Genomic DNA, 20,938 nt, shown 5'->3' with positions numbered 1-20,938 from the left:
GTAGAAACTCAGTTGTTGTACAGATCGATGATCGCACTGACCGCCTGGGTCTTGATCTTCGAGGAGTCGTTACGCGCCTGTTCGATCTTGTTCAGGTACGCCTCGTCGACGTCGCCGGTGACGTACTTGCCGTCGAACACTGCGCAATCGAAGTTCTCGATCTTGATCTTGCCGCCACCGACCGCTTCGATCAAGTCAGGCAGATCCTGATAGATCAGCCAGTCAGCACCGATCAGATCCGCCACGTCCTGAGTCGAGCGATTGTGCGCGATCAGTTCGTGCGCGCTCGGCATGTCGATGCCGTAGACGTTCGGGAAGCGAACCGCTGGAGCCGCCGAGCAGAAGTAGACGTTTTTCGCGCCGGCTTCGCGGGCCATCTGGATGATCTGCTTGCAAGTGGTGCCGCGCACGATCGAGTCGTCGACCAGCATCACGTTTTTGCCGCGGAACTCCAGCTCAATGGCGTTGAGCTTCTGGCGTACCGACTTCTTGCGCGCAGCCTGGCCCGGCATGATGAAGGTACGGCCGATGTAACGGTTCTTGACGAAACCTTCGCGGAATTTCACGCCCAGGTGGTTGGCCAGTTCCAGTGCCGCGGTACGGCTGGTGTCCGGAATAGGGATAACCACGTCAATGTCGTGCTCTGGACGCTCGCGCAGAATCTTCTCAGCGAGCTTCTCACCCATGCGCAGACGGGCCTTGTAGACCGAAACGCCGTCGATGATCGAATCCGGACGCGCCAGGTAGACGTGTTCGAAAATGCACGGAGTCAGGGACGGGTTGGTCGCGCACTGACGGGTGTGCAGCTTGCCGTCTTCAGTGATGTAGACCGCTTCGCCCGGCGCCAGGTCGCGAATCAGGGTAAAACCAAGCACGTCCAGCGAAACGCTTTCCGAGGCGATCATGTACTCGACGCCTTCGTCGGTGTGACGCTGGCCGAACACGATCGGACGGATGCCGTGCGGGTCGCGGAAACCGACGATGCCGTAACCGGTCACCATGGCCACTACCGCATAACCGCCGACGCAACGGTTGTGCACGTCGGTCACGGCGGCAAACACGTCTTCTTCGGTCGGTTGCAGCTTGCCGCGCTGGGCCAGCTCATGGGCGAACACGTTGAGCAGCACTTCCGAGTCGGAACTGGTGTTGACGTGACGCAGGTCGGATTCGTAGATCTCTTTGGCCAACTGTTCAACGTTGGTCAGGTTACCGTTGTGCGCCAGGGTGATGCCGTAAGGCGAGTTGACGTAAAACGGTTGGGCTTCGGCCGAAGTCGAGCTGCCCGCGGTCGGGTAACGGACGTGACCGATGCCCATGTGGCCGACCAGACGCTGCATGTGACGCTGTTGAAACACGTCACGCACCAAGCCATTGTCCTTGCGCAGGAACAACCGGCCATCATGGCTGGTCACGATACCGGCAGCGTCCTGGCCGCGGTGCTGGAGCACGGTTAGCGCGTCATACAGCGCCTGATTGACGTTCGACTTACCGACGATACCGACGATGCCACACATGCGACGCAACCCCTACTTAATGGATCTGAACTGAACAACACTCACTGAGGCGTTTTCGCCGACGGCAAGAGTTGCTCCTTGAACGGAATATCAGCGGGTACGCTGATTCCGCTGGCAAGCCACTGACTGCTCCACCCGAGAATCAGGTTTTTGGACCAATCAGCGACCAATAGAAATTTTGGTACGAGCTGTGATTCTTTCCACCACCCGTCCTGCTGTACCGGCCCCAGGCTCAACAGCCCGACCGCCACGACCACCAGCAACACGCCACGCGCTGCGCCGAAGGCCATGCCGAGGAATCGATCGGTCCCGGACAACCCGGTGACACGTACCAACTCGCCGATAAGATAATTGATCATTGCGCCCACGATCAGTGTGGCGACAAACATGATGGCACAGCCCGCGATCACGCGAGCCGATGGGGTTTCGATGTATCCGGCGAGGTACTCGGACAATGAGCCACCGAACATCCAGGCGACGACTCCTGCGATGATCCAGGTCACCAGCGATAATGCTTCCTTGACGAAGCCGCGGCTCAAACTGATCAAAGCGGAGATGGCGATGATTGCAACGATCGCCCAGTCAACCCAGGTAAATGGCACAGTGCAGCCTACAGACGGATAAGGCGGCGCATTTTAGCAGAGCGCATGCCTCTCGGTAAGCTGCGATTGTCAGTGCATTTCAATCGAGGTGATAGTTTTCAACCGCGCTCAGGCTGGAAGCGTACAACAAAACCCTTGAGGTTCTGCTGACGACCCAACAGATCACGCAGACGATCAGCCTCGGCACGCTCGATCAGCGGGCCGACAAACACCCGATTCTTGCCATCGGCCGAGCGGATGTAGGCGTTATAGCCCTGACTGCGCAGGGTTTTCTGCAGGCTTTCGGCGCTGGCGCGGCTCGACAGACTGGCCAGTTGCACCGACCAGCTCACCGACAGGCCGTTGGCATCGACGCGGCTTTTCGTGGTGTCCGGCTTGCTCGAGGATGCAGTGATCGGCTGAGCAGGTGCCGGAATCGGCTTGGCCACCGCGGGCGGCGCAACAGGCTTGGTGATCATGATAGGCGCTGTTGGCGCCGGTGCGACGGGCGCAGCAGGCGCTGTGTCTTCGGCGACTTCTTCATCCGTTGGCACTGGCTCCTGCGGCAAGGCTTGCGGCTCAGGCACGGCCACCGTTTCCATTTGCACTTGCGGCATGGCCGGCGCTTGCGGAGCTGCCGGCGCCTCAACGGTGACCTGACGCTGCTCGTCCTGGCGGGAAAACAGCATCGGCAGGAAGATCACCGCCAGCGCAACCAGCACCAAAGCGCCAACCATGCGCTGCTTGTACGCTTTATCCAGCAAAGCCATTTGCCGCTTCCTCCGTGGAGCGCCGGGCTAACCATTCAAGGGCCTCGGCGACACAATAAAATGATCCGAACAACAGAATCTCGTCGTCGCTGGTGGCTACCGCGCACTGCCCTTCCAGCGCGGCGGCGACACTGTCATAAGACGTGACGGACGCACCAAGGTTCTGCAGGGCCGCATGCAACTCACTCACCGGCCGAGCACGCGGTGAATCCAGCGGCGCTACCGCCCAATGCTCGACACTAGCATTCAACTCGCCGACAACACCATCCAGATCCTTGTCCGCCAGCAGACCAAACACCGCCAGGCGCTTGCCGACCGGTGGTCGCGAGGCCAGCCGGCGGGCCAGATACTCGGCCGCATGCGGATTGTGCCCAACATCCAGCAACAGATTCAGACGCTTGCCGTTCCACTCGAACGAGCGACGATCCAGTCGACCGACCACGCGCGTCGCCTGCAATGCCGCCACAATCTGTTGCGAATCCCACGGCAAACCGAGCAGCAGATACGCCTGCAACGCCAGTGCGGCGTTTTCCATCGGCAGATCGAGCAGCGGCAAGTCACGCAGTTCAACCACTTGCCCCTGCGCATCGGTGCCGCGCCATTGCCAGTGCTGATCAGTAATACCGAGGTCGAAGTCACGCCCACGCAGGAAAAACGGACAGGCCAGTTCACGCGCCTTGTCCAGCAATGGTTGCGGAGGATTCAGATCGCCGCACAAGGCAGGTTTGCCCTGACGGAAAATTCCGGCCTTCTCGAAAGCCACGGACTCGCGGGTGTCGCCCAGATAGTCGGCATGATCGACGCCAATGCTGGTGACCAGCGCGATATCGGCGTCGACCACATTGACCGTATCCAGACGCCCGCCCAGACCGACTTCCAGCACCACCGCATCAAGCCCGGCCTGTTGAAACAGCCAGAACGCCGCGAGGGTGCCCATTTCGAAGTAAGTCAGCGAAGTATCGCCGCGCCCGGCCTCGACCGCCGCGAAGGCTTCACACAGCTGCGCGTCAGTAGCTTCGACGCCATTGATCTGCACCCGCTCGTTATAACGCAGCAGGTGCGGGGAATTGTAGACACCAACGCTCAGGCCCTGCGCCCGCAGCAATGAAGCCACGAAAGCGCAGGTCGAACCCTTGCCGTTGGTGCCAGTGACCGTGATCACCCGAGGCGCCGGCTGGCCCAGCCCCATGCGGGACGCTACCTGTTGCGAACGCTCCAGACCCATGTCGATGGCCGACGGATGCAACTGCTCAAGGTAGGCGAGCCATTCGCCAAGGGTGCGCTCGGTCATAGGCCAGCAGGTACCGGAGGAACCACGATTGGCTCGATTGGCGCGGCGACGAATTTCGGCGTCGGCTTGCCAGTCATCTGTGCCAGCAGGTTACCCAGGCGCGGGCGCAGTTCCTGACGGTGGATAATCATGTCGATCGCACCGTGCTCCAGCAGGAATTCGCTGCGCTGGAAGCCTTCCGGCAGTTTTTCACGCACGGTTTGTTCGATAACGCGCGGACCGGCGAAGCCGATCAGGGCTTTCGGCTCACCGACGATCACGTCGCCAAGCATCGCCAGACTCGCCGAAACACCACCGTAGACCGGGTCGGTCAGTACGGAGATGAATGGAATGCCTTCTTCACGCAGACGCGCCAGCACAGCCGAAGTCTTGGCCATCTGCATCAGCGAGATCAGCGCTTCCTGCATGCGCGCACCACCGGAGGCGGCGAAGCAGATCATCGGGCAGCGATTTTCCAGCGCGTAGTTGGCGGCGCGCACGAAGCGCTCACCGACGATGGCACCCATGGAACCGCCCATAAAGGCGAATTCAAAGGCCGAAACCACCACTGGCATGCCCAGCAAGGTACCGCTGACGGAGATCAGCGCGTCTTTTTCGCCAGTCTGCTTTTGGGCAGCGGTCAGGCGATCCTTGTACTTCTTGCCGTCACGGAATTTCAGACGGTCAACCGGCTCCAGATCGGCGCCCAGTTCATTGCGACCTTCGGCATCGAGGAAAATGTCGATGCGCGCACGTGCGCCGATGCGCATGTGGTGGTTGCACTTGGGGCACACGTCCAGGGTCTTTTCCAGCTCCGGACGATACAGCACCGCCTCGCAAGACGGGCATTTGTGCCACAGACCTTCAGGGACCGAGCTCTTCTTGACCTCGGAACGCATGATCGAAGGGATCAGTTTGTCTACTAACCAGTTGCTCATGCTTTCTTTCTCCAGTACCGGCGGCCCGAACGCTCTGGTTCGCAGCCCCGCGTATGCCCTTCAGCTAAATTCATGTGTGTGGCGATGGTTGCCGGACTGCCACGATCAGCGCGAAACATGACCTGCGTGCGATCCAGAACCCTCAGCCGCGCCTGCTTTGTGCAAGTGCATTGATGGACGGCGGCAGACTGCCAGCCGTCACATCAATATCGGAACCGGCAGGTTCCTATATTCCTTTTACGGCGTTGATGAACGCGCGGATCTTTGCGTGATCCTTGATGCCTTTGCTCGCTTCCACCCCGCCACTGACATCCACCGCATACGGTTTTACCCGCTCCACGGCATCTGCGACGTTCTCCGGGGTCAAACCACCCGCGAGAATCAACGGCTTGCTCAACGTCTGCGGAATCAATGACCAGTCGAACGCCTCACCGGTTCCGCCGGGCACACCTTCGACATAAGTGTCGAGCAGCACGCCACTGGCGCTCGGATAGGCATCAACCGCCGCCGCAATGTCATCACCGGCCTTGACCCGCAACGCCTTGATGTACGGACGATGCCAGCCTTCGCAGTCTTCAGCGTCTTCATCACCATGAAACTGCAACAAATCCAGCGGCACGGCGTCGAGGATTTCACCCAACTCGCAACGGCTGGCATTGACGAACAGCCCTACGGTAGTCACAAACGGCGGCAATGCCTGAATAATCGCCCGCGCCTGCTGTACGGTTACCGCACGCGGACTCTTGGCATAGAACACAAACCCGATCGCATCCGCCCCGGCCTCAACGGCGGCCAGCGCATCTTCTATGCGGGTAATCCCGCAGATCTTGCTGCGAACGGCTGACATATCGAGAAAAACTCCGAGGCAAAATCCGGGAAAGTCCCGGATGGTAACAAAAGCGTTCGAGGGCGTCAGCCGTCAAGTTCGGAGAACCCCGTAAGGAAATGTGGCCCGATAAAACGCTCGGGCAACGGAAATTCATCGTGGTACTCGACCTGCACCAGATACAAGCCGTACGGATGCGCGGTCACCCCACCGGAGCGGCGCTCGCGGCTTTCGAGGACTTCCTTCATCCACTCCACCGGACGCTCGCCAGCACCAATGGTCATCAGCACGCCAGCGATATTGCGCACCATGTGATGCAGGAAGGCATTGGCGCGAATATCGAGCACGATCATCTTGCCGTGACGGGTCACGCGCAGGTGATGCATCTTCTTGATCGGCGACTTGGCCTGGCACTGACCGGCGCGGAACGCGCTGAAATCGTGAGTGCCGATCAGATACTGCGCGGCCTCGGCCATGCGCTCGACATCCAGCGGGCGATGATTCCAGGTGATTTCTTCATTGAGATGCGCCGGGCGAATCTGATCGTTGTAGATCACGTAGCGATAGCGCCGGGCGATGGCTTTGAACCGCGCATGGAAATGCGCCGGCATCACCCGAGCCCAACTGACGCTGATGTCATGGGGCAGATTGATGTTGGCGCCCATGACCCAGGCTTTCAGCGAACGATCGACCGTTGTATCAAAGTGCACCACTTGTCCGCAGGCATGCACGCCGGCGTCGGTGCGTCCGGCGCACTGTAGCGAAACCGGTGAGTTGGCGACTTTCGACAGGGCTTTTTCCAGCTCTTCCTGCACCGTCGCCACACCCGTCAACTGACGCTGCCAGCCGCTGTAACGCGAGCCTTTGTACTCAACGCCCAACGCGACGCGGTAAAAGCCGTCGGGAGCCATTTCGGCGACCGGGTTATCTATGTTTGCCAAGGTGGGACAGCCTGCTGTTTGTGCAAAGGCGGGCATTATAAGGCTGTGGACCGGGGATACCAGTTTCAAGATCAAAAGATCGCAGCCCTCGGCAGCTCCTACATGAGATGGCGTTCCCCTGTAGGAGCTGCCGAAGGCTGCGATCTTTTGATTCAAAAAAGACAAACAAAAACGGCAGCCTCAAAGGGCTGCCGTTTTTTGTTTACCGCTGGATTTATGCCAGGTGCGAAAGCATTTCCTGAGCTTCTTTTTTCTGTGCCTCGCTCCCCTCACTGGCGACCTCGTTGAGGATGTCGCGTGCGCCGTCGCTGTCGCCCATGTCGATGTAGGCCTGAGCCAGATCAAGCTTGGTAGCGGCTTCATCAGTGCCAGCGAGGAAGTCGAAATCGTCTTCACCCAGATCACCACCGATTGCCGCATCGGCTTCGGTGAAGGTCGGCTCGGCAATGGTTTGCGACAGACGATCCAGCTCGGCGTTGACGTCATCCAGTTCGGCAGCGAACGCATCCGGCTCAGCCGCAGGATTGCTGTCCATTTCGTCGGCCAGTGACAGATCGAAATCGGCCGGCAGCTCCAGATCATCTTGTGGCACGTCAGCCACCACCGGCGGTTCGACTGGCGGCAGATCCTTCACGCCTTCGTCCAGATCCAGCAGGAAGTCATCGTCCGCCAGGTCAACCGCAGGCGCCGGTTCGGCACCCAGGTCCAGATCGAGGTCGAAGTCCGACAGATCATCCAGGTTCTCTTTGATATCGGTCTGCTGTTGCAGCACCGATTCGAAGCTCAGGTCGTCGTCCGCCGGGAATTCATCCAGCTCGACCGGCGCTTCAGGCTCAACCACCGGAGCCGGCTCAACCGGCGTGATGTTGTCGAGATCGTCCAGACTCAGATCAAACGCGCTGTCCAGATCGTCTTCCACAGGCGCTGGCGCCGGTGCTTCAGGCTCATCCAGCAGCAAATCCTTGACGTATTGCGCGTCCAGTTCGGCGGCCACGGCAGCAGCGGCCAGACCTGTCGCAGCGACGACGGCCATGGCCGGGAAGCGGCTTTTCAGCTCTTCGACCTTGGCGAAGTTGTCACCATTGGCCACCAGTTGACGCTCTTGACCGACGAACGCATCGCGGTCGCCCTGCTGACCGTAGACTTCCATCAGCTTCAGACGCAGATCACTGCGTTGCGGCTCCAGGCTGACGCCCTCTTCCAGCAGTGCAGCAGCCTGATTCAGGCGACCGGCGTTGATGTGCGACTGCGCCTTGTCGAGCACGTCATCCGAGCGCTCGGCGGCCGGCGCCACCAGCGGCGCCGCAATCGGTTCAGCCATCACGATCGGGGCAACTACCGGAGCCACTACGGGTGCCGGAGCAGGTGCTGGCGCCGGCGTGTTGAGCTTGACGCTCGCCGCCGGGGTTTCCAGACCTTCGAAGCTGCTTTCCGGCAGATCCTGCTCGGCGGAGAACTCTTGCTCTTCAGACAGAGCGCGGGCCATGCGCAGATGTTTCTCAGCTTCCTGCTGGGCCTTGCGGCGACGTGCCAGCAACAACAGCAGGAGCAGCAGAACCACTACACCGCCACCGACCAGACCCAACAGGATCGGATTGGTCAGCAGCTCATTGAAGGTTTTCTCGTCATCGACAGGCGGCTTCGGCGCCACCACTGGCTCGACGACTGGCGTTTCAGCCGGTGGCGCAATGGCGGACTCTGGCGTCGGCGCCGCTTCTGCCGGAGTGGCTGGCGGCGTGGCAGCCAGTTCAGCCGTGATCGCAGGCACCGCCGGTGCAGCAGCGTTGGCGGCCGGCGCAGCGCCCGCCCCTTCGGCCTGCAGTTTTGCCAGCTGATTGTTCTTCAGCTCGATCAGTTTTTGCAGCTTGTCCAACTGACTTTGCAGATCGGACATGCGGCTTTTCAGTTCCTCGTTATCACGACGGGTCGTGTCGAGGCTTTCCTGAGTGACCGCGAGCTTGTTGCTCAAGGCTTTAGCATCACCCGCCGGGCCTTTGCCGCGGGACTTGGCGCTTTCAGCAGAAACCAGACTCAGATTGTCCTGAGCGTTCTGCGCAGCACCGGTATTGCCGCGACCACGATTGGTCGCATCGAGCTGCTGCTGACCGGTGCCCGGTTTGGCCACATAACGACGGCCCTGACGCCAGGCTTCGTTCTGCGCAGCGACTTCGGCAATGGCCTTCGACTGTGGCAACGCAGTGCTTTGCACGGAATCCGGCAGGCGCAGCACCTGACCGGTCTTCAGGCGGTTGATGTTGCCACCGATGAACGCATCCGGGTTCAGCGCTTGAATGGCCAGCATGGTCTGCTGCACCGAACCGCCGGTACGCGCTTTCGCAGCGATTTCCCACAGGGTGTCGCGCGGCGTGGTGGTGTATTGCGTCGAGTGCGTGGCGCCCGTGGTCGGCGCAGTGATGGTCTGCGACGGCGCCGGTTGCGCGGCGGCATCAGCGGTCTGCGGCGAGAATTTCGAGGGATCGAGCAGCACGCTGTAGTCGCGCAGCAGACGGCCGTTCGGCCACATCACCTGGACGAGGAATTTCACCATCGGTTCCGACAGCGGTTTGCTCGAGGTCACGCGCAGCACGCTTTTGCCGCTGGCGTTGAGCACCGGGGTGAAGGTCAGATCATTGAGGAAGGCCTGGCGATCGACGCCGGCCTTGGCAAAGTCTTCAGCTGAAGCCAGGCTCGGCACCACTTCGGCAGCGGTGAGATCCTTGACGTCGAGCAGCTCGATTTCAGCCACCAGCGGCTGGTTCAGGGTCGACTTCAGGGTCAGCTCCCCGAGCCCGAGGGCATGCGCCATACCGGAGGACAGCGCCGAGGCGGCCGCTATTGCTAACACCAGTTTGCGAACTTGAACCATAGCCTCATCCTTTGTTTGAACGTTCCTCGGCCAGCGAGAAGATGTTGAATACCGCTGCCGTAAGGCATTGCGCGCGACGACGACAGATGCCGCGCGCGATCATTTCTTTGATGCCCCGGAATGTCCCGGAGGGTGACACGTTATCAAGCGATCTGGGCAAGCATAGCGCTCACCTAGAATCAGTCGACAAATTGTTGCCAAGTATCTTTTACAGCAGGTCTTTTATCAACAACTCAGCCACCTGCACAGCGTTAAGGGCCGCGCCCTTGCGTACGTTATCTGACGTCAGCCACAGATTAAGTTCCGCTGGGTCGTCAACACCGCTGCGCACGCGACCGACATAGACAACATCCTGCCCCACCGCGTCACCGACAGCAGTCGGGTAATCACCGGCTTCGACCAGCTCGATACCGGCCGCGTCTTCGAGTGCAGCGTTGACTTTTGCCAGGTCGACAGCCGACGCTGACTGCAAGGTCACGCTAAAGCTATCGCCAAAAAACACCGGGGCTTGAACGCAAGTTGCGGAAATCTTTAATAAAGGCAGCGCCAGCACCTGACGCAACTCGCGCACCAGACGTTTTTCCAGCAGCGTGTGGCCCTGCGCGTCAGGCGTGCCGACCTGCGCCAGCAGGTTGAAGGCCATCTGCCGATCAAAGAAGGTCGGTTCCAGCGGGCGCATGTTCAGCAGCTCGGCGGTCTGTCGCGCCAGCTCGGTCACGGCTTCACGACCTTGGGCGGAAACGGCCAGATTGGCGGTGACATTCACATATTGCAGATCGATCAGGTCGAGCAGCGGCGCCAGCACCACGGCGAGCGAAGTGGCCGACGGGCTTGGGCTGCTGACCTGGAACGGTGCTTTCAAACTGGCGAGTACTGCGGCGTTGGCTTCCGGCACCAATTGCGGCGCCTGATCGGCCGGCAGCGCACCGGACAGGTCAATCAGCGAGCAACCGGCGGCGTGGGCACGCGCGGCGTAGCTCAAGGTGATGGCCGGGCCGGCGGCGAAGAACACCAGTTTGACCTTGCTGAAATCGAATTCATCGACTTCACGAACGCGCACGTTCTTGTTGCGAAACAGCACCGAACTGCCAGCAGATTCGCTGCTCGCCAGCAGGTGCAGGTTGCCGACCGGGAAGTCGCGCTCTTCGAGAATCTGTACGAGGGTTTCGCCGACAGTACCGGTGGCGCCGATCACGGCAATATCTAGGGTCTGGGTCATGGTGCGAGCCTCTGGCGAAACGGGGGGAGCGGCACTTTACCGGGTGACCGCCATGCAGGCAATTTCTGCCGAGGATTTGCGGCGCCTGCACCGGCCTCATCGCTGGCAAGCCAGCTCCCACAATGGGCGGTGCGATTCACAGATTTTATGTACTCCACAAATCCCTGTGGGAGCTGGCTTGCCAGCGATGGGGCCAATCCAGACACCCGAGAAACCACAGGCATAAAAAAACCCGCACCTCTCACAAGGCGCGGGCTCTTTCATTGCTGCAAACGATCAACGCTCAAGCAAAATCCGCAGCATGCGACGCAGCGGTTCGGCCGCGCCCCACAGCAGTTGGTCGCCGACGGTGAAGGCACCGACGAATTGCGAACCCATGTTCAGCTTGCGCAGACGACCCACCGGCACATTCAGGGTGCCAGTGACCTTGGTCGGGCTCAGCTCCTGCATGCTGATCTCGCGCTGGTTCGGTACCAGTTTGACCCAAGGGTTGTGCTGGCTGATCAGCCCTTCGATATCAGCGATCGGCACGTCTTTGTTCAGCTTGATGGTCAGCGCCTGGCTGTGGCAACGCATGGCGCCGATGCGCACGCAGATGCCGTCGACCGGAATCGGGCTCTTGAAGCGGCCGAGGATCTTGTTGGTCTCAGCCTGAGCTTTCCATTCTTCGCGGCTCTGGCCGTTCGGCAGTTCCTTGTCGATCCACGGAATCAGGCTGCCGGCCAGCGGTACGCCGAAGTTTTCGGTCGGGTACGCTTCGCTGCGCATGGCATCAGCAACGCGACGGTCGATGTCGAGGATCGCGCTGGCCGGATCGGCCAGTTGATCAGCGACAGCGGCGTGGGTCGCGCCCATTTGCTTGATCAGTTCACGCATGTTCTGCGCGCCGGCACCGGAAGCCGCCTGATAGGTCATGGCGCTCATCCACTCGACCAGACCGGCCTCAAACAAGCCGCCCAGGCCCATCAGCATCAGGCTGACGGTGCAGTTGCCGCCGATGTAGTTCTTGGTGCCCGCATCGAGCTGCTGGTCGATGACCTTGCGGTTGACCGGATCGAGAATGATCACCGCGTCATCGTTCATGCGCAGGCTCGAGGCCGCGTCGATCCAGTAACCCTGCCAGCCGGCTTCGCGCAGTTTCGGGAACACTTCGCTGGTGTAGTCGCCGCCCTGGCAGGTCAGAATCACGTCGAGGGTCTTCAGCTCATCAATGCTGTAAGCATCCTTGAGCGGAGCAATGTCCTTGCCCACGGACGGGCCTTGGCCACCGACGTTGGACGTGGTGAAAAACACCGGCTCGATTAGATCGAAATCCTGCTCTTCCAGCATCCGCTGCATGAGCACGGAACCGACCATCCCGCGCCAACCGATCAGACCTACACGTTTCATCGCAACTACACCTTCTTGAAAAGTGGGCCGCTGCTTTGTATTGAATTTCGCAGCGGGCCCGAGAGATTACAGATTCCGCAGCGCGGCGACTACTGCGTCGCCCATTTCCTGCGTACCGACTTTGCTACAACCGGCCGAATAGATGTCGCCAGTGCGCAACCCTTGATCGAGCACAACGCTGACGGCTTTCTCGATGGCATCGGCCGCGTCATGCAGATTGAAGCTGTAACGCAGCATCATCGACACCGACAGAATGGTCGCCAACGGGTTGGCGATGCCTTTACCGGCGATGTCCGGAGCGGAACCGTGGCAAGGCTCGTACATGCCCTTGTTGTTGGAATCCAGCGAGGCCGACGGCAGCATGCCGATGGAACCGGTGAGCATCGACGCTTCGTCGGACAGAATGTCGCCGAACATATTGTCGGTGACAATCACGTCGAACTGCTTCGGTGCGCGCACCAGTTGCATGGCGGCGTTGTCGACGTACATGTGGCTCAGTTCGACTTCCGGATAATCCTTGGCCACTTGCTCGACCACTTCACGCCACAGTTGACTGGACGCCAGCACGTTGGCCTTGTCCACCGAGCAGAGCTTCTTGCCACGGACCATGGCCATGTCGAAACCGACGCGGGCGATGCGGCGGATTTCGCTTTCGCTGTACGGCAGCGTGTCGTAGGACTGACGCTCGCCATTTTCCAGGGTACGGCTGCCGCGCGGCGCGCCGAAGTAGATGCCGCCGGTCAGCTCACGAACGATGAGGATGTCCAGACCGGCAACGATTTCCGGCTTCAGGCTCGAAGCGTCGGCCAGTTGCGGGTACAGGATCGCCGGACGCAGGTTGCCGAACAGGCCCAGTTGGGCACGGATTTTCAGCAGGCCGCGCTCAGGGCGGATATCACGCTCGATGGTGTCCCATTTCGGGCCACCGACGGCGCCCAACAATACGGCGTCAGCAGCGCGGGCGCGGTCGAGGGTTTCATCGGCCAGCGGCACGCCGTGCTTGTCGATGGCGGCGCCACCGATCACGTCATGGCTCAGCTCGAAGCCCAGGTTGTACTTGTCGTTGGCCAGCTCCAGCACCTTGACCGCTTCGGCCATGATTTCAGGACCAATACCGTCACCTGGGAGAATCAGAATCTGCTTGCTCATGCTTTCCTCGTGTCTTCAGTCGGTGCGCCACCTTAGGCGCGCCCGGAAAAATTCTTATCGCTCGGCCATCAGCACGATTACATCTGTACTGAACGAGCCATCGGCATCAATCTCAAAATATTCGCGCACTTCATTGCCCATCGACTGCTGCAACTGGCGGATCGCCGCGCGCATTACTTCAGGCGTGCGCATGCGCTCAACCCAACTGGTGTATTCCAGACGCAGGCGCTGACGCGTGGTACTGCGCACATGCAAACCGGCCTCGCTGACCTGCCGCAGCCACTCAGCGGCGGAATAATCGCGCACATGACTGGTGTCGCGCAGCACTTCGACGCTTTGCAGGTAAGTGTCGAACAACGGACTGCCCGGTGACAACACATCCACGAATGCCGCCACACCGCCCGGCTTCAGCACCCGACGCACTTCGCGCAGGGCGACACCGAGATCGCTCCAGTGATGCGCCGAATACCGGCTGAACACGAAGTCGAACTCGCCATCGGCAAACGGCAAACGCTCAGCGGCGCCGTTGACCGTGGCGATGTTGGTGAAACCGCGATCAACAGCAGCGGTGGCGACCACGTCGAGCATTTGCTGTGACAGGTCGTAGGCGACCACTTCCCTGACCAGCGGTGCCACGTGGAAACTGACGTGACCGGCGCCACAACCCAGATCCAGCACCCGGGCGTCGCCCTGCCCGACCAGCTCAGCTTGTAGCAGAGCGAATTCGGTGCCCTGAGCGTGAACGGCGCTGCTCAGGTAGGCTGCGGCCTGTTCACCGAATTGCTTCTGGACAACCTGGCTGTGTTGGGCGGTGCTGGTCATGGGATCTTTCCTTGAATCTTATGGTGCTTGTTCCGGCCTCATCGCTGGCAAGTCGAATCGTCGCACCGCAGCTCCCACAGGTTTTGTGAACAACGCAAATCCCTGTGGGAGCTGGCTTGCCAGCGAAGGGGCCGGCCCTGACTACATCAATCTCGAATCATTATGCGTCGCGGAACAACCAAGGCTGGCTCACACGATGCTTGGCCTCAAACGTCGCAATCGCATCGCCGTCCTGCAAGGTCAAACCGATATCGTCCAGACCGTTCAACAGGCAGTGCTTGCGGAACGCGTCGATCTCGAAGCTGTACACCTTGCCATCCGGACGGGTCACGGTCTGCGCTTGCAGATCGACCTGCAGTTGATAACCCGGCTCGGCCTCGACCTGCTTGAACAACTCATCGACTTCAGCGTCGCTCAAGATGATCGGCAACAAACCGTTCTTGAAGCTGTTGTTGAAGAAGATGTCGGCGTAGCTCGGCGCGATGATGCTGCGGAAACCGTATTCTTCCAGCGCCCATGGCGCGTGCTCACGGCTGGAGCCGCAACCGAAGTTCTCGCGGGCGAGCAATACGCTGGCGCCCTGATAACGCTCGGCGTTGAGGACGAAATCCTTGTTCAACGGGCGCTTGGAGTTGTCCTGATACGGTTGCCCGACATCCAGGTAACGCCACTCGTCGAACAGGTTCGGGCCGAAACCGGTGCGTTTGATCGACTTCAAAAACTGCTTCGGAATGATCTGGTCGGTGTCGACGTTGGCACGATCCAAAGGCGCGACAAGACCAGTGTGCTGGGTAAAAGCTTTCATGCTGCGCTCCTTTAGATCAATTCACGAACGTCGATGAAACGACCGTTCACCGCTGCCGCCGCCGCCATGGCCGGGCTGACGAGGTGGGTACGGCCACCGGCGCCCTGACGGCCTTCGAAGTTACGGTTGGAGGTCGAGGCGCAATGTTCGCCGGACTCCAAACGGTCCGGGTTCATCGCCAGACACATCGAGCACCCCGGCTCACGCCATTCGAAACCGGCTTCGAGGAAAATCTTGTCGAGACCTTCGGCTTCTGCCTGAGCCTTCACCAGACCCGAGCCCGGCACCACGATCGCTTGCTTGATGGTCGAGGCGACTTTGCGGCCCTTGGCGATTACCGCCGCAGCGCGCAAGTCTTCGATCCGCGAGTTGGTGCAGGAACCGATGAATACGCGATCCAGCTGAATGTCGGTGATCGCCTGATTGGCAGTCAAACCCATGTATTTCAAGGCGCGGACGATCGAGTCGCGTTTGACCAGATCCATTTCTTTGGCCGGGTCCGGCACGTTTTGGTCAACGGCCAAAACCATTTCCGGAGACGTGCCCCAACTGACTTGCGGCTTGATCTGCGCAGCGTCGAGTTCAACCACGGTGTCAAATTTGGCATCGGCGTCGGAGACCAGATCTTTCCAGGCTTCGACGGCCATGTCCCACTGCTCACCTTTCGGTGCGAATGGACGGCCCTTCACGTAGTCGACGGTTTTCTGATCCGCTGCCACCAGGCCAACACGGGCACCGGCTTCGATGGACATGTTGCAGATGGTCATGCGGCCTTCGACGGACAAGTCGCGGATCGCGCTGCCAGCGAATTCGATCGCGTGACCGTTACCGCCGGCGGTGCCGATCTTGCCGATCACCGCGAGAACGATGTCCTTGGCGGTCACGCCGAACGGCAATTGCCCTTCAACGCGCACCAGCATGTTCTTCATTTTCTTCGCGACCAGGCACTGGGTGGCGAGCACGTGCTCGACCTCGGAAGTGCCGATACCGTGGGCCAGAGCGCCGAACGCGCCGTGGGTCGAGGTGTGCGAGTCGCCGCAGACCACGGTCATGCCCGGCAAGGTCGCGCCCTGCTCCGGGCTGATGACGTGGACGATGCCTTGGCGCACGTCGTTCATCTTGAACTCGACGATGCCGTATTCATCACAGTTGTCATCGAGGGTCTGAACCTGCAAACGCGAGACCTGATCGGCAATGGCTGCGATGCCGCCCTTGCGCTCCGGGGTCGTCGGTACGTTGTGGTCCGGGGTCGCGATGTTGGCATCGATGCGCCAAGGCTTGCGCCCGGCCAGACGCAGGCCTTCGAAGGCTTGCGGCGAAGTCACTTCGTGGATGATGTGACGATCGATATAGATCAGCGCCGAGCCATCGTCGCGCTGCTTGACCAAATGCGAATCCCAGAGCTTGTCGTAGAGCGTTTTGCCGGCCATCAGACGGTTCCTCATCAGCTTGTTTCTATGCCCTGGGCTTATCAATAACCCTTTGGCTTGTGAGGCCGATCCTATGGGGTTAGATTAAATAACTCAAATTCATATTTTTTATGCTTTGGATAACCAACTGGAATACGAACATGGATCTGGCCAACCTCAACGCTTTTATCGCGATTGCCGAGACCGGCAGCTTCTCCGGCGCCGGCGAACGCCTGCACCTGACGCAGCCGGCGATCAGCAAACGCATCGCCGGGCTGGAGCAGCAGTTGAAGGTGCGGTTGTTTGATCGGCTGGGCCGTGAAGTCGGCCTGACCGAGGCCGGCCGCGCCCTGCTGCCGCGGGCTTATCAGATTCTCAACGTGCTCGATGACACTCGCCGCGCGCTGACCAATCTGACCGGCGAAGTCAGCGGGCGCCTGACACTGGCGACCAGTCACCACATCGGTTTGCACCGTTTGCCGCCGCTATTGCGGGAATTCACCCGTCGTTACCCACAGGTTGCGCTGGATATTCAGTTCCTTGATTCGGAAGTGGCCTACGAAGAAATTCTCCATGGCCGCGCCGAACTGGCGGTCATCACCCTGGCGCCGGAACCTCACGCACTGGTCAAAGCCACACCCGTCTGGGACGACCCGCTGGATTTCGTGGTTGCCCCGGAGCATTCGCTGATCAGCAATGGCTCGGTCAATCTGGCGGACATTGCCGGTCATCCGGCGGTTTTCCCCGGTGGCAACACCTTCACCCACCACATTGTCCAACGCTTGTTCGAGGCCCAAGGCCTGACGCCGAATATCGCCATGAGCACCAACTATCTGGAAACCATCAAGATGATGGTCTCGATTGGCCTGGCCTGGAGCGTTTTGCCGCGCACCATGCTCGATGAGCAGGTGGCAAGCATCGTATTGCCGGGCATACAGCTCAGTCGCCAGCTAGGCTATATCCTGCACACTGAACGGACGCTCTCGAATGCGGCACGGGCCTTTATGGCCTTACTGGATGCACAAATCGATCTGCCAGGGACTTGAGGCCAACTTGTGCTACTCCTATAGAGCCGCTGCCCCTGTGCCTAACGCCACCATCAGCTCAAGGCCTGTCCACGATGCCGAAATCTGTTGACCGAATTCCGCCGATGCCGCGTATTCAGGCGATTGACCCGCGTCATTCCGAGCAGAGCTGGGAAAGCGCGCCGCAATTGCTGGCGGCGCTCAACGGCGCGCGGCTCGGCGCCTGGTATTGGGACATCGAGCGCGGGCAGATCAGTTGGTCGCGTGGCACCCAGGCCTTGTTCGGCTTCGATCCTCGGCAACCGCTGCCCGAAGATCTGGAATACCTCGACCTGCTGCCGCCGGAAGACCGGGCGAAAACCGTTCGCGCCTTCCACGCGGTGATTGCCGGGGCGCCGCTGGAACAAGCGATGCACCACCGTATCCGCTGGCCTGATGGCAGCCTGCACTGGCTGGAGATCAGCGGCAGCCTGCTGCCGGATAAAAACGGCCGCCCCCGAATGATCGGGGTGATTCGTGAAATCACCCACCAGCGCCAACGCGAACAGGCCCTGAGCAGTTCGGAGAAACGTTTCGCGACACTTTTTCACCTGTGCCCGAACATGGTCCTGCTGACCCGTCAGGAAGACGGCCTGATCAGCGAAGCCAATCAGTATTTCGAAAGCCTGTTCGGCTGGCCGGTGCAGAGCGCCATCGGCCGCACCACTCTGGAGCTGGGTTTGTGGGTGCATCCGGAGCAACGCGGCGAACTGGTCAAGAAGACCAACACCAAGGGCGAATTGATCAGCATGGAGGTGCAGTTTCGCGCCAGTAACGGGCAGATTCACGACGGCATTCTCAGCGCACAGAAGGTCGAACTCGAAGGTCAGCCCTATCTGCTCAGCACCTTCCTCGACACCACCGAACGCAAAGCCGCCGAACACGCCTTGAAGGACAGCCAGGAACGCCTCGATCTGGCGCTGGACTCGGCACAGCTCGGCACCTGGGACTGGCACATTCCCAGCGGCATGCTCTACGGCTCGGCGCGGGCCGCGCAACTGCACGGTCTGGAGCCGAAACCGTTTCATGAGTCGTTCGAAGAGTTTTTCGAAGGCGTGCCCGGTGAGGAACGCGACAGCATGCGCGACGCCTACCGCAGCCTGCGCGAAGGCCCGGCGGGCAATTATCAGCTGACCTATCGCGTGCAACTGCCGGACGGCAGCTCGCGCTATCTGGAAAGCCGCGCCCGCCTCTACCGCGACGACAACGGCGCGCCGCTGCGCATGGCCGGCACGCTGCTCGACATCACCGATCAGGTCGAACGCGAACAGCGGCTGGTGGCCTCGGAAGAGAAGTTCGCCACGCTGTTCCAAGTCAGCCCGGACCCGATCTGCGTCACCCGCCAGGACAGTGGCGAGTTCATCGAAATCAATAACAGCTTTACCCAGACGTTCGGCTGGAGCGCCGCCGACGTCATCGGCCACACCGCCGAAGAAATCGGCCTGTGGGACGCCTCGGCGAAAAGCCTGCAACGCATCGAACGAGTGATTCGCGAACAGGGCCTGAGCAACGTCGCAATCATCGTTCAGCACAAGGATGGCCAATCACTGACCTGCGTGATTTCCAGCCGGCAGATCAGCGTCGGCGATCAACCGTGCATCGTCACCACCCTGCGTGACATCACCCAACAACAGCGTTCGGAAGCGGCGCTGAAAGCCAGTGAAGAGAAATTCGCCAAGGCCTTTCACTCCAGCCCCGACGCGATCACCATCACCGAGCGCGACACCGGGCGTTATCTGGAAGTCAACGACGGCTTCTGCCGCCTCACTGGCTACCGCGCTGAAGAAGTCGTGGGCAAAACGGTTTATCAGGTCGGGATTTGGGCTGAGGAAAAACAGCGCTCGGCATTACTCGCCGAATTGCAGATCAAGGGCCGCGTGCACCATCAGGAAATGCTCGGGCGCAACAAGCGCGGGGAGATGCTGACGGTGGAAGTCTCGGTCGAGCCGATCACCCTCAATGAAACGGCGTGCCTGCTGCTGACCGCGCGCGACGTCAGCCTGTTGAAAAACGCCGAAGCGCAAATTCGCCATCTGGCCTATCACGACCCGCTGACCAACCTGCCCAACCGCGCCTTGCTGATGGATCGCCTGAGCCAGCAGATCGCCCTGCTCAAGCGCCACAACCTGCGCGGCGCGTTGCTGTTTCTCGATCTCGATCACTTCAAGCACATCAACGACTCCCTCGGCCATCCGGTCGGGGATACGGTGCTGAAGATCATCACCGCGCGGCTCGAAGCCAGTGTGCGCATGGAAGACACGGTCGCACGCCTCGGCGGCGACGAATTTGTCGTGCTGCTCAGCGGTCTCGAAGGCTCGCGCAACGAAGTCAGCACGCAAGTGCGCAATCTGGCCGACACCCTGCGCGAATTGCTCTCGGAACCGATGTTCCTCGACGGCCAGCGCCTGCAAGTGACGCCGAGCATCGGCGTGGCGCTGATTCCCGATCATGGCTCGACGCCGACCGATCTGCTCAAACGCGCCGACATTGCTCTGTACCGGGCCAAGGATTCCGGGCGTAACACCACGCAGATGTATCACAACACCATGCAGAAAGCCGCCAGCGAGCGGCTGCGCATGGAGACCGACCTGCGCCTGGCGCTGTCGCGCGGTGAATTCAACGTGCACTTTCAGCCGCAGGTCGATGCCCGCGACAACCGCATCATCGGCGCCGAAGCCCTGGTGCGCTGGAATCATCCGGAATTGGGCGCGCAGTCACCCACCGAGTTCATCAAAGTACTGGAAGACAGCGGCCTGATTCTCGAAGTCGGCACCTGGATCCTCGACGAAGCCTGCAATGCCTTCAAACAACTGATCGCGCAGAAACGGGTCGACCCGCTGAATTTCAGCCTGTGCGTGAACATCAGCCCACGACAGTTCCGTCAGAATGACTTCGTCGAGCGCATCGAACACAGCATGAGCAGCCACGGCCTGCCCTGCTCGCTGCTGAAACTGGAAATCACCGAAGGCATCGTCATCCAGAATCTGGAAGACACCATCAGCAAAATGCGCCGCCTGAAAAAGCTTGGCGTGAGCTTCGCCATGGATGACTTCGGCACCGGTTATTCGTCGCTGACTTACCTCAAGCGGCTACCAGTGGACACACTGAAAATCGATCAGTCGTTTATCCGCGATGCGACGACCGATCCGAACGATGCCGAGATTATCCGCGCGATCGTCGCCATGGCGCGCAGTCTGGAGCTGGAGGTGATTGCCGAGGGCGTGGAAACCCCGGAACAACTGGCGTTCCTGCAAGGCTTGGGCTGCCATTTGTATCAGGGTTATCTGCACAGTCGACCGGTTGCACTGGAGGATCTGAAAAAGCTCCTGCCATAACCGGTGCACGTTGCAACAGACGCGCAATTGCCACGGTTTG

Annotated in this window: 16 protein-coding genes; 2 read left to right on the top strand and 14 right to left on the bottom strand. The window is 60.3% G+C overall.

Going from position 1 to position 20,938, the window contains the following annotated elements; all coding sequences use genetic code 11:
• Positions 1-8 precede the first annotated feature (8 nt).
• The 14 genes from purF to leuC all read right to left on the bottom strand — a co-directional run bounded on the left by purF (position 9) and on the right by leuC (position 16,520).
• The gene (gene purF, locus ACZZ0A_RS06505) at positions 9-1,514 is read right to left on the bottom strand and encodes an amidophosphoribosyltransferase (RefSeq protein WP_007913462.1); all 1,506 of its coding nucleotides are present in this window, start codon (positions 1,512-1,514) and stop codon (positions 9-11) included.
• A gap of 41 nt (positions 1,515-1,555) precedes the next feature.
• On the bottom strand, positions 1,556-2,116 hold the full coding sequence (locus tag ACZZ0A_RS06500; protein ID WP_007913461.1) for a CvpA family protein: 561 nt from the start codon (positions 2,114-2,116) through the stop codon (positions 1,556-1,558).
• Positions 2,117-2,214: 98 nt separating this feature from the next.
• Positions 2,215-2,865 carry an SPOR domain-containing protein gene (locus tag ACZZ0A_RS06495; RefSeq protein ID WP_463542674.1) on the bottom strand — a complete coding sequence of 217 codons (651 nt, stop codon included), beginning with the start codon at positions 2,863-2,865 and terminating at the stop codon, positions 2,215-2,217.
• Positions 2,849-4,156, bottom strand: a complete 1,308-nt coding sequence (folC, locus tag ACZZ0A_RS06490) for a bifunctional tetrahydrofolate synthase/dihydrofolate synthase (protein WP_414894143.1) — start codon at positions 4,154-4,156, stop codon at positions 2,849-2,851. The genes ACZZ0A_RS06495 and folC overlap by 17 nt, the downstream gene beginning before the upstream one ends.
• Positions 4,153-5,073, bottom strand: a complete 921-nt coding sequence (accD, locus tag ACZZ0A_RS06485; protein ID WP_007913458.1) for an acetyl-CoA carboxylase, carboxyltransferase subunit beta — start codon at positions 5,071-5,073, stop codon at positions 4,153-4,155. Before accD ends, folC begins: the two co-directional genes overlap by 4 nt.
• 226 nt (positions 5,074-5,299) lie before the next feature.
• Positions 5,300-5,920 carry a phosphoribosylanthranilate isomerase gene (locus ACZZ0A_RS06480; RefSeq protein WP_007913453.1) on the bottom strand — a complete coding sequence of 207 codons (621 nt, stop codon included), beginning with the start codon at positions 5,918-5,920 and terminating at the stop codon, positions 5,300-5,302.
• 65 nt (positions 5,921-5,985) lie between these two features.
• Positions 5,986-6,810 (bottom strand): tRNA pseudouridine(38-40) synthase TruA, encoded by an 825-nt coding sequence (gene truA / locus ACZZ0A_RS06475; RefSeq protein WP_034152768.1) that lies wholly within the window; start codon positions 6,808-6,810, stop codon positions 5,986-5,988.
• A gap of 244 nt (positions 6,811-7,054) precedes the next feature.
• Positions 7,055-9,706 (bottom strand): motility hub landmark protein FimV, encoded by a 2,652-nt coding sequence (locus ACZZ0A_RS06470; protein WP_414915420.1) that lies wholly within the window; start codon positions 9,704-9,706, stop codon positions 7,055-7,057.
• 208 nt (positions 9,707-9,914) lie between these two features.
• Positions 9,915-10,925, bottom strand: coding sequence for an aspartate-semialdehyde dehydrogenase (locus ACZZ0A_RS06465; protein ID WP_463542673.1), 1,011 nt, complete (start codon positions 10,923-10,925; stop codon positions 9,915-9,917).
• Between the two features lie 276 nt (positions 10,926-11,201).
• On the bottom strand, positions 11,202-12,314 hold the full coding sequence (asd, locus tag ACZZ0A_RS06460) for an aspartate-semialdehyde dehydrogenase (protein ID WP_007913448.1): 1,113 nt from the start codon (positions 12,312-12,314) through the stop codon (positions 11,202-11,204).
• A 66-nt stretch (positions 12,315-12,380) separates the two neighbouring features.
• On the bottom strand, positions 12,381-13,463 hold the full coding sequence (gene leuB, locus ACZZ0A_RS06455; protein WP_463542672.1) for a 3-isopropylmalate dehydrogenase: 1,083 nt from the start codon (positions 13,461-13,463) through the stop codon (positions 12,381-12,383).
• Positions 13,464-13,517: 54 nt separating this feature from the next.
• On the bottom strand, positions 13,518-14,285 hold the full coding sequence (locus ACZZ0A_RS06450; RefSeq protein WP_463542671.1) for a class I SAM-dependent methyltransferase: 768 nt from the start codon (positions 14,283-14,285) through the stop codon (positions 13,518-13,520).
• A gap of 160 nt (positions 14,286-14,445) precedes the next feature.
• A complete protein-coding gene (leuD, locus tag ACZZ0A_RS06445) occupies positions 14,446-15,090 on the bottom strand; it encodes a 3-isopropylmalate dehydratase small subunit (RefSeq protein ID WP_007913445.1) in 645 nt (214 codons plus the stop codon).
• A gap of 11 nt (positions 15,091-15,101) precedes the next feature.
• Positions 15,102-16,520, bottom strand: coding sequence for a 3-isopropylmalate dehydratase large subunit (gene leuC / locus ACZZ0A_RS06440; RefSeq protein WP_007913443.1), 1,419 nt, complete (start codon positions 16,518-16,520; stop codon positions 15,102-15,104).
• A gap of 140 nt (positions 16,521-16,660) precedes the next feature.
• Between leuC and ACZZ0A_RS06435 the strand changes: the two genes are divergently transcribed.
• Positions 16,661-17,545, top strand: a complete 885-nt coding sequence (locus ACZZ0A_RS06435; RefSeq protein ID WP_463542670.1) for a LysR family transcriptional regulator — start codon at positions 16,661-16,663, stop codon at positions 17,543-17,545.
• A 74-nt stretch (positions 17,546-17,619) separates the two neighbouring features.
• Positions 17,620-20,898, top strand: a complete 3,279-nt coding sequence (locus ACZZ0A_RS06430; protein ID WP_095111755.1) for a sensor domain-containing protein — start codon at positions 17,620-17,622, stop codon at positions 20,896-20,898.
• The last annotated feature ends 40 nt before the right edge of the window (positions 20,899-20,938 follow it).

The organism is Pseudomonas sp. AC242 (assembly GCF_979258655.1).
The sequence above is the reverse complement of the archived record's forward strand: the minus strand, read 5'-3'. Positions and strand labels throughout refer to the sequence as shown.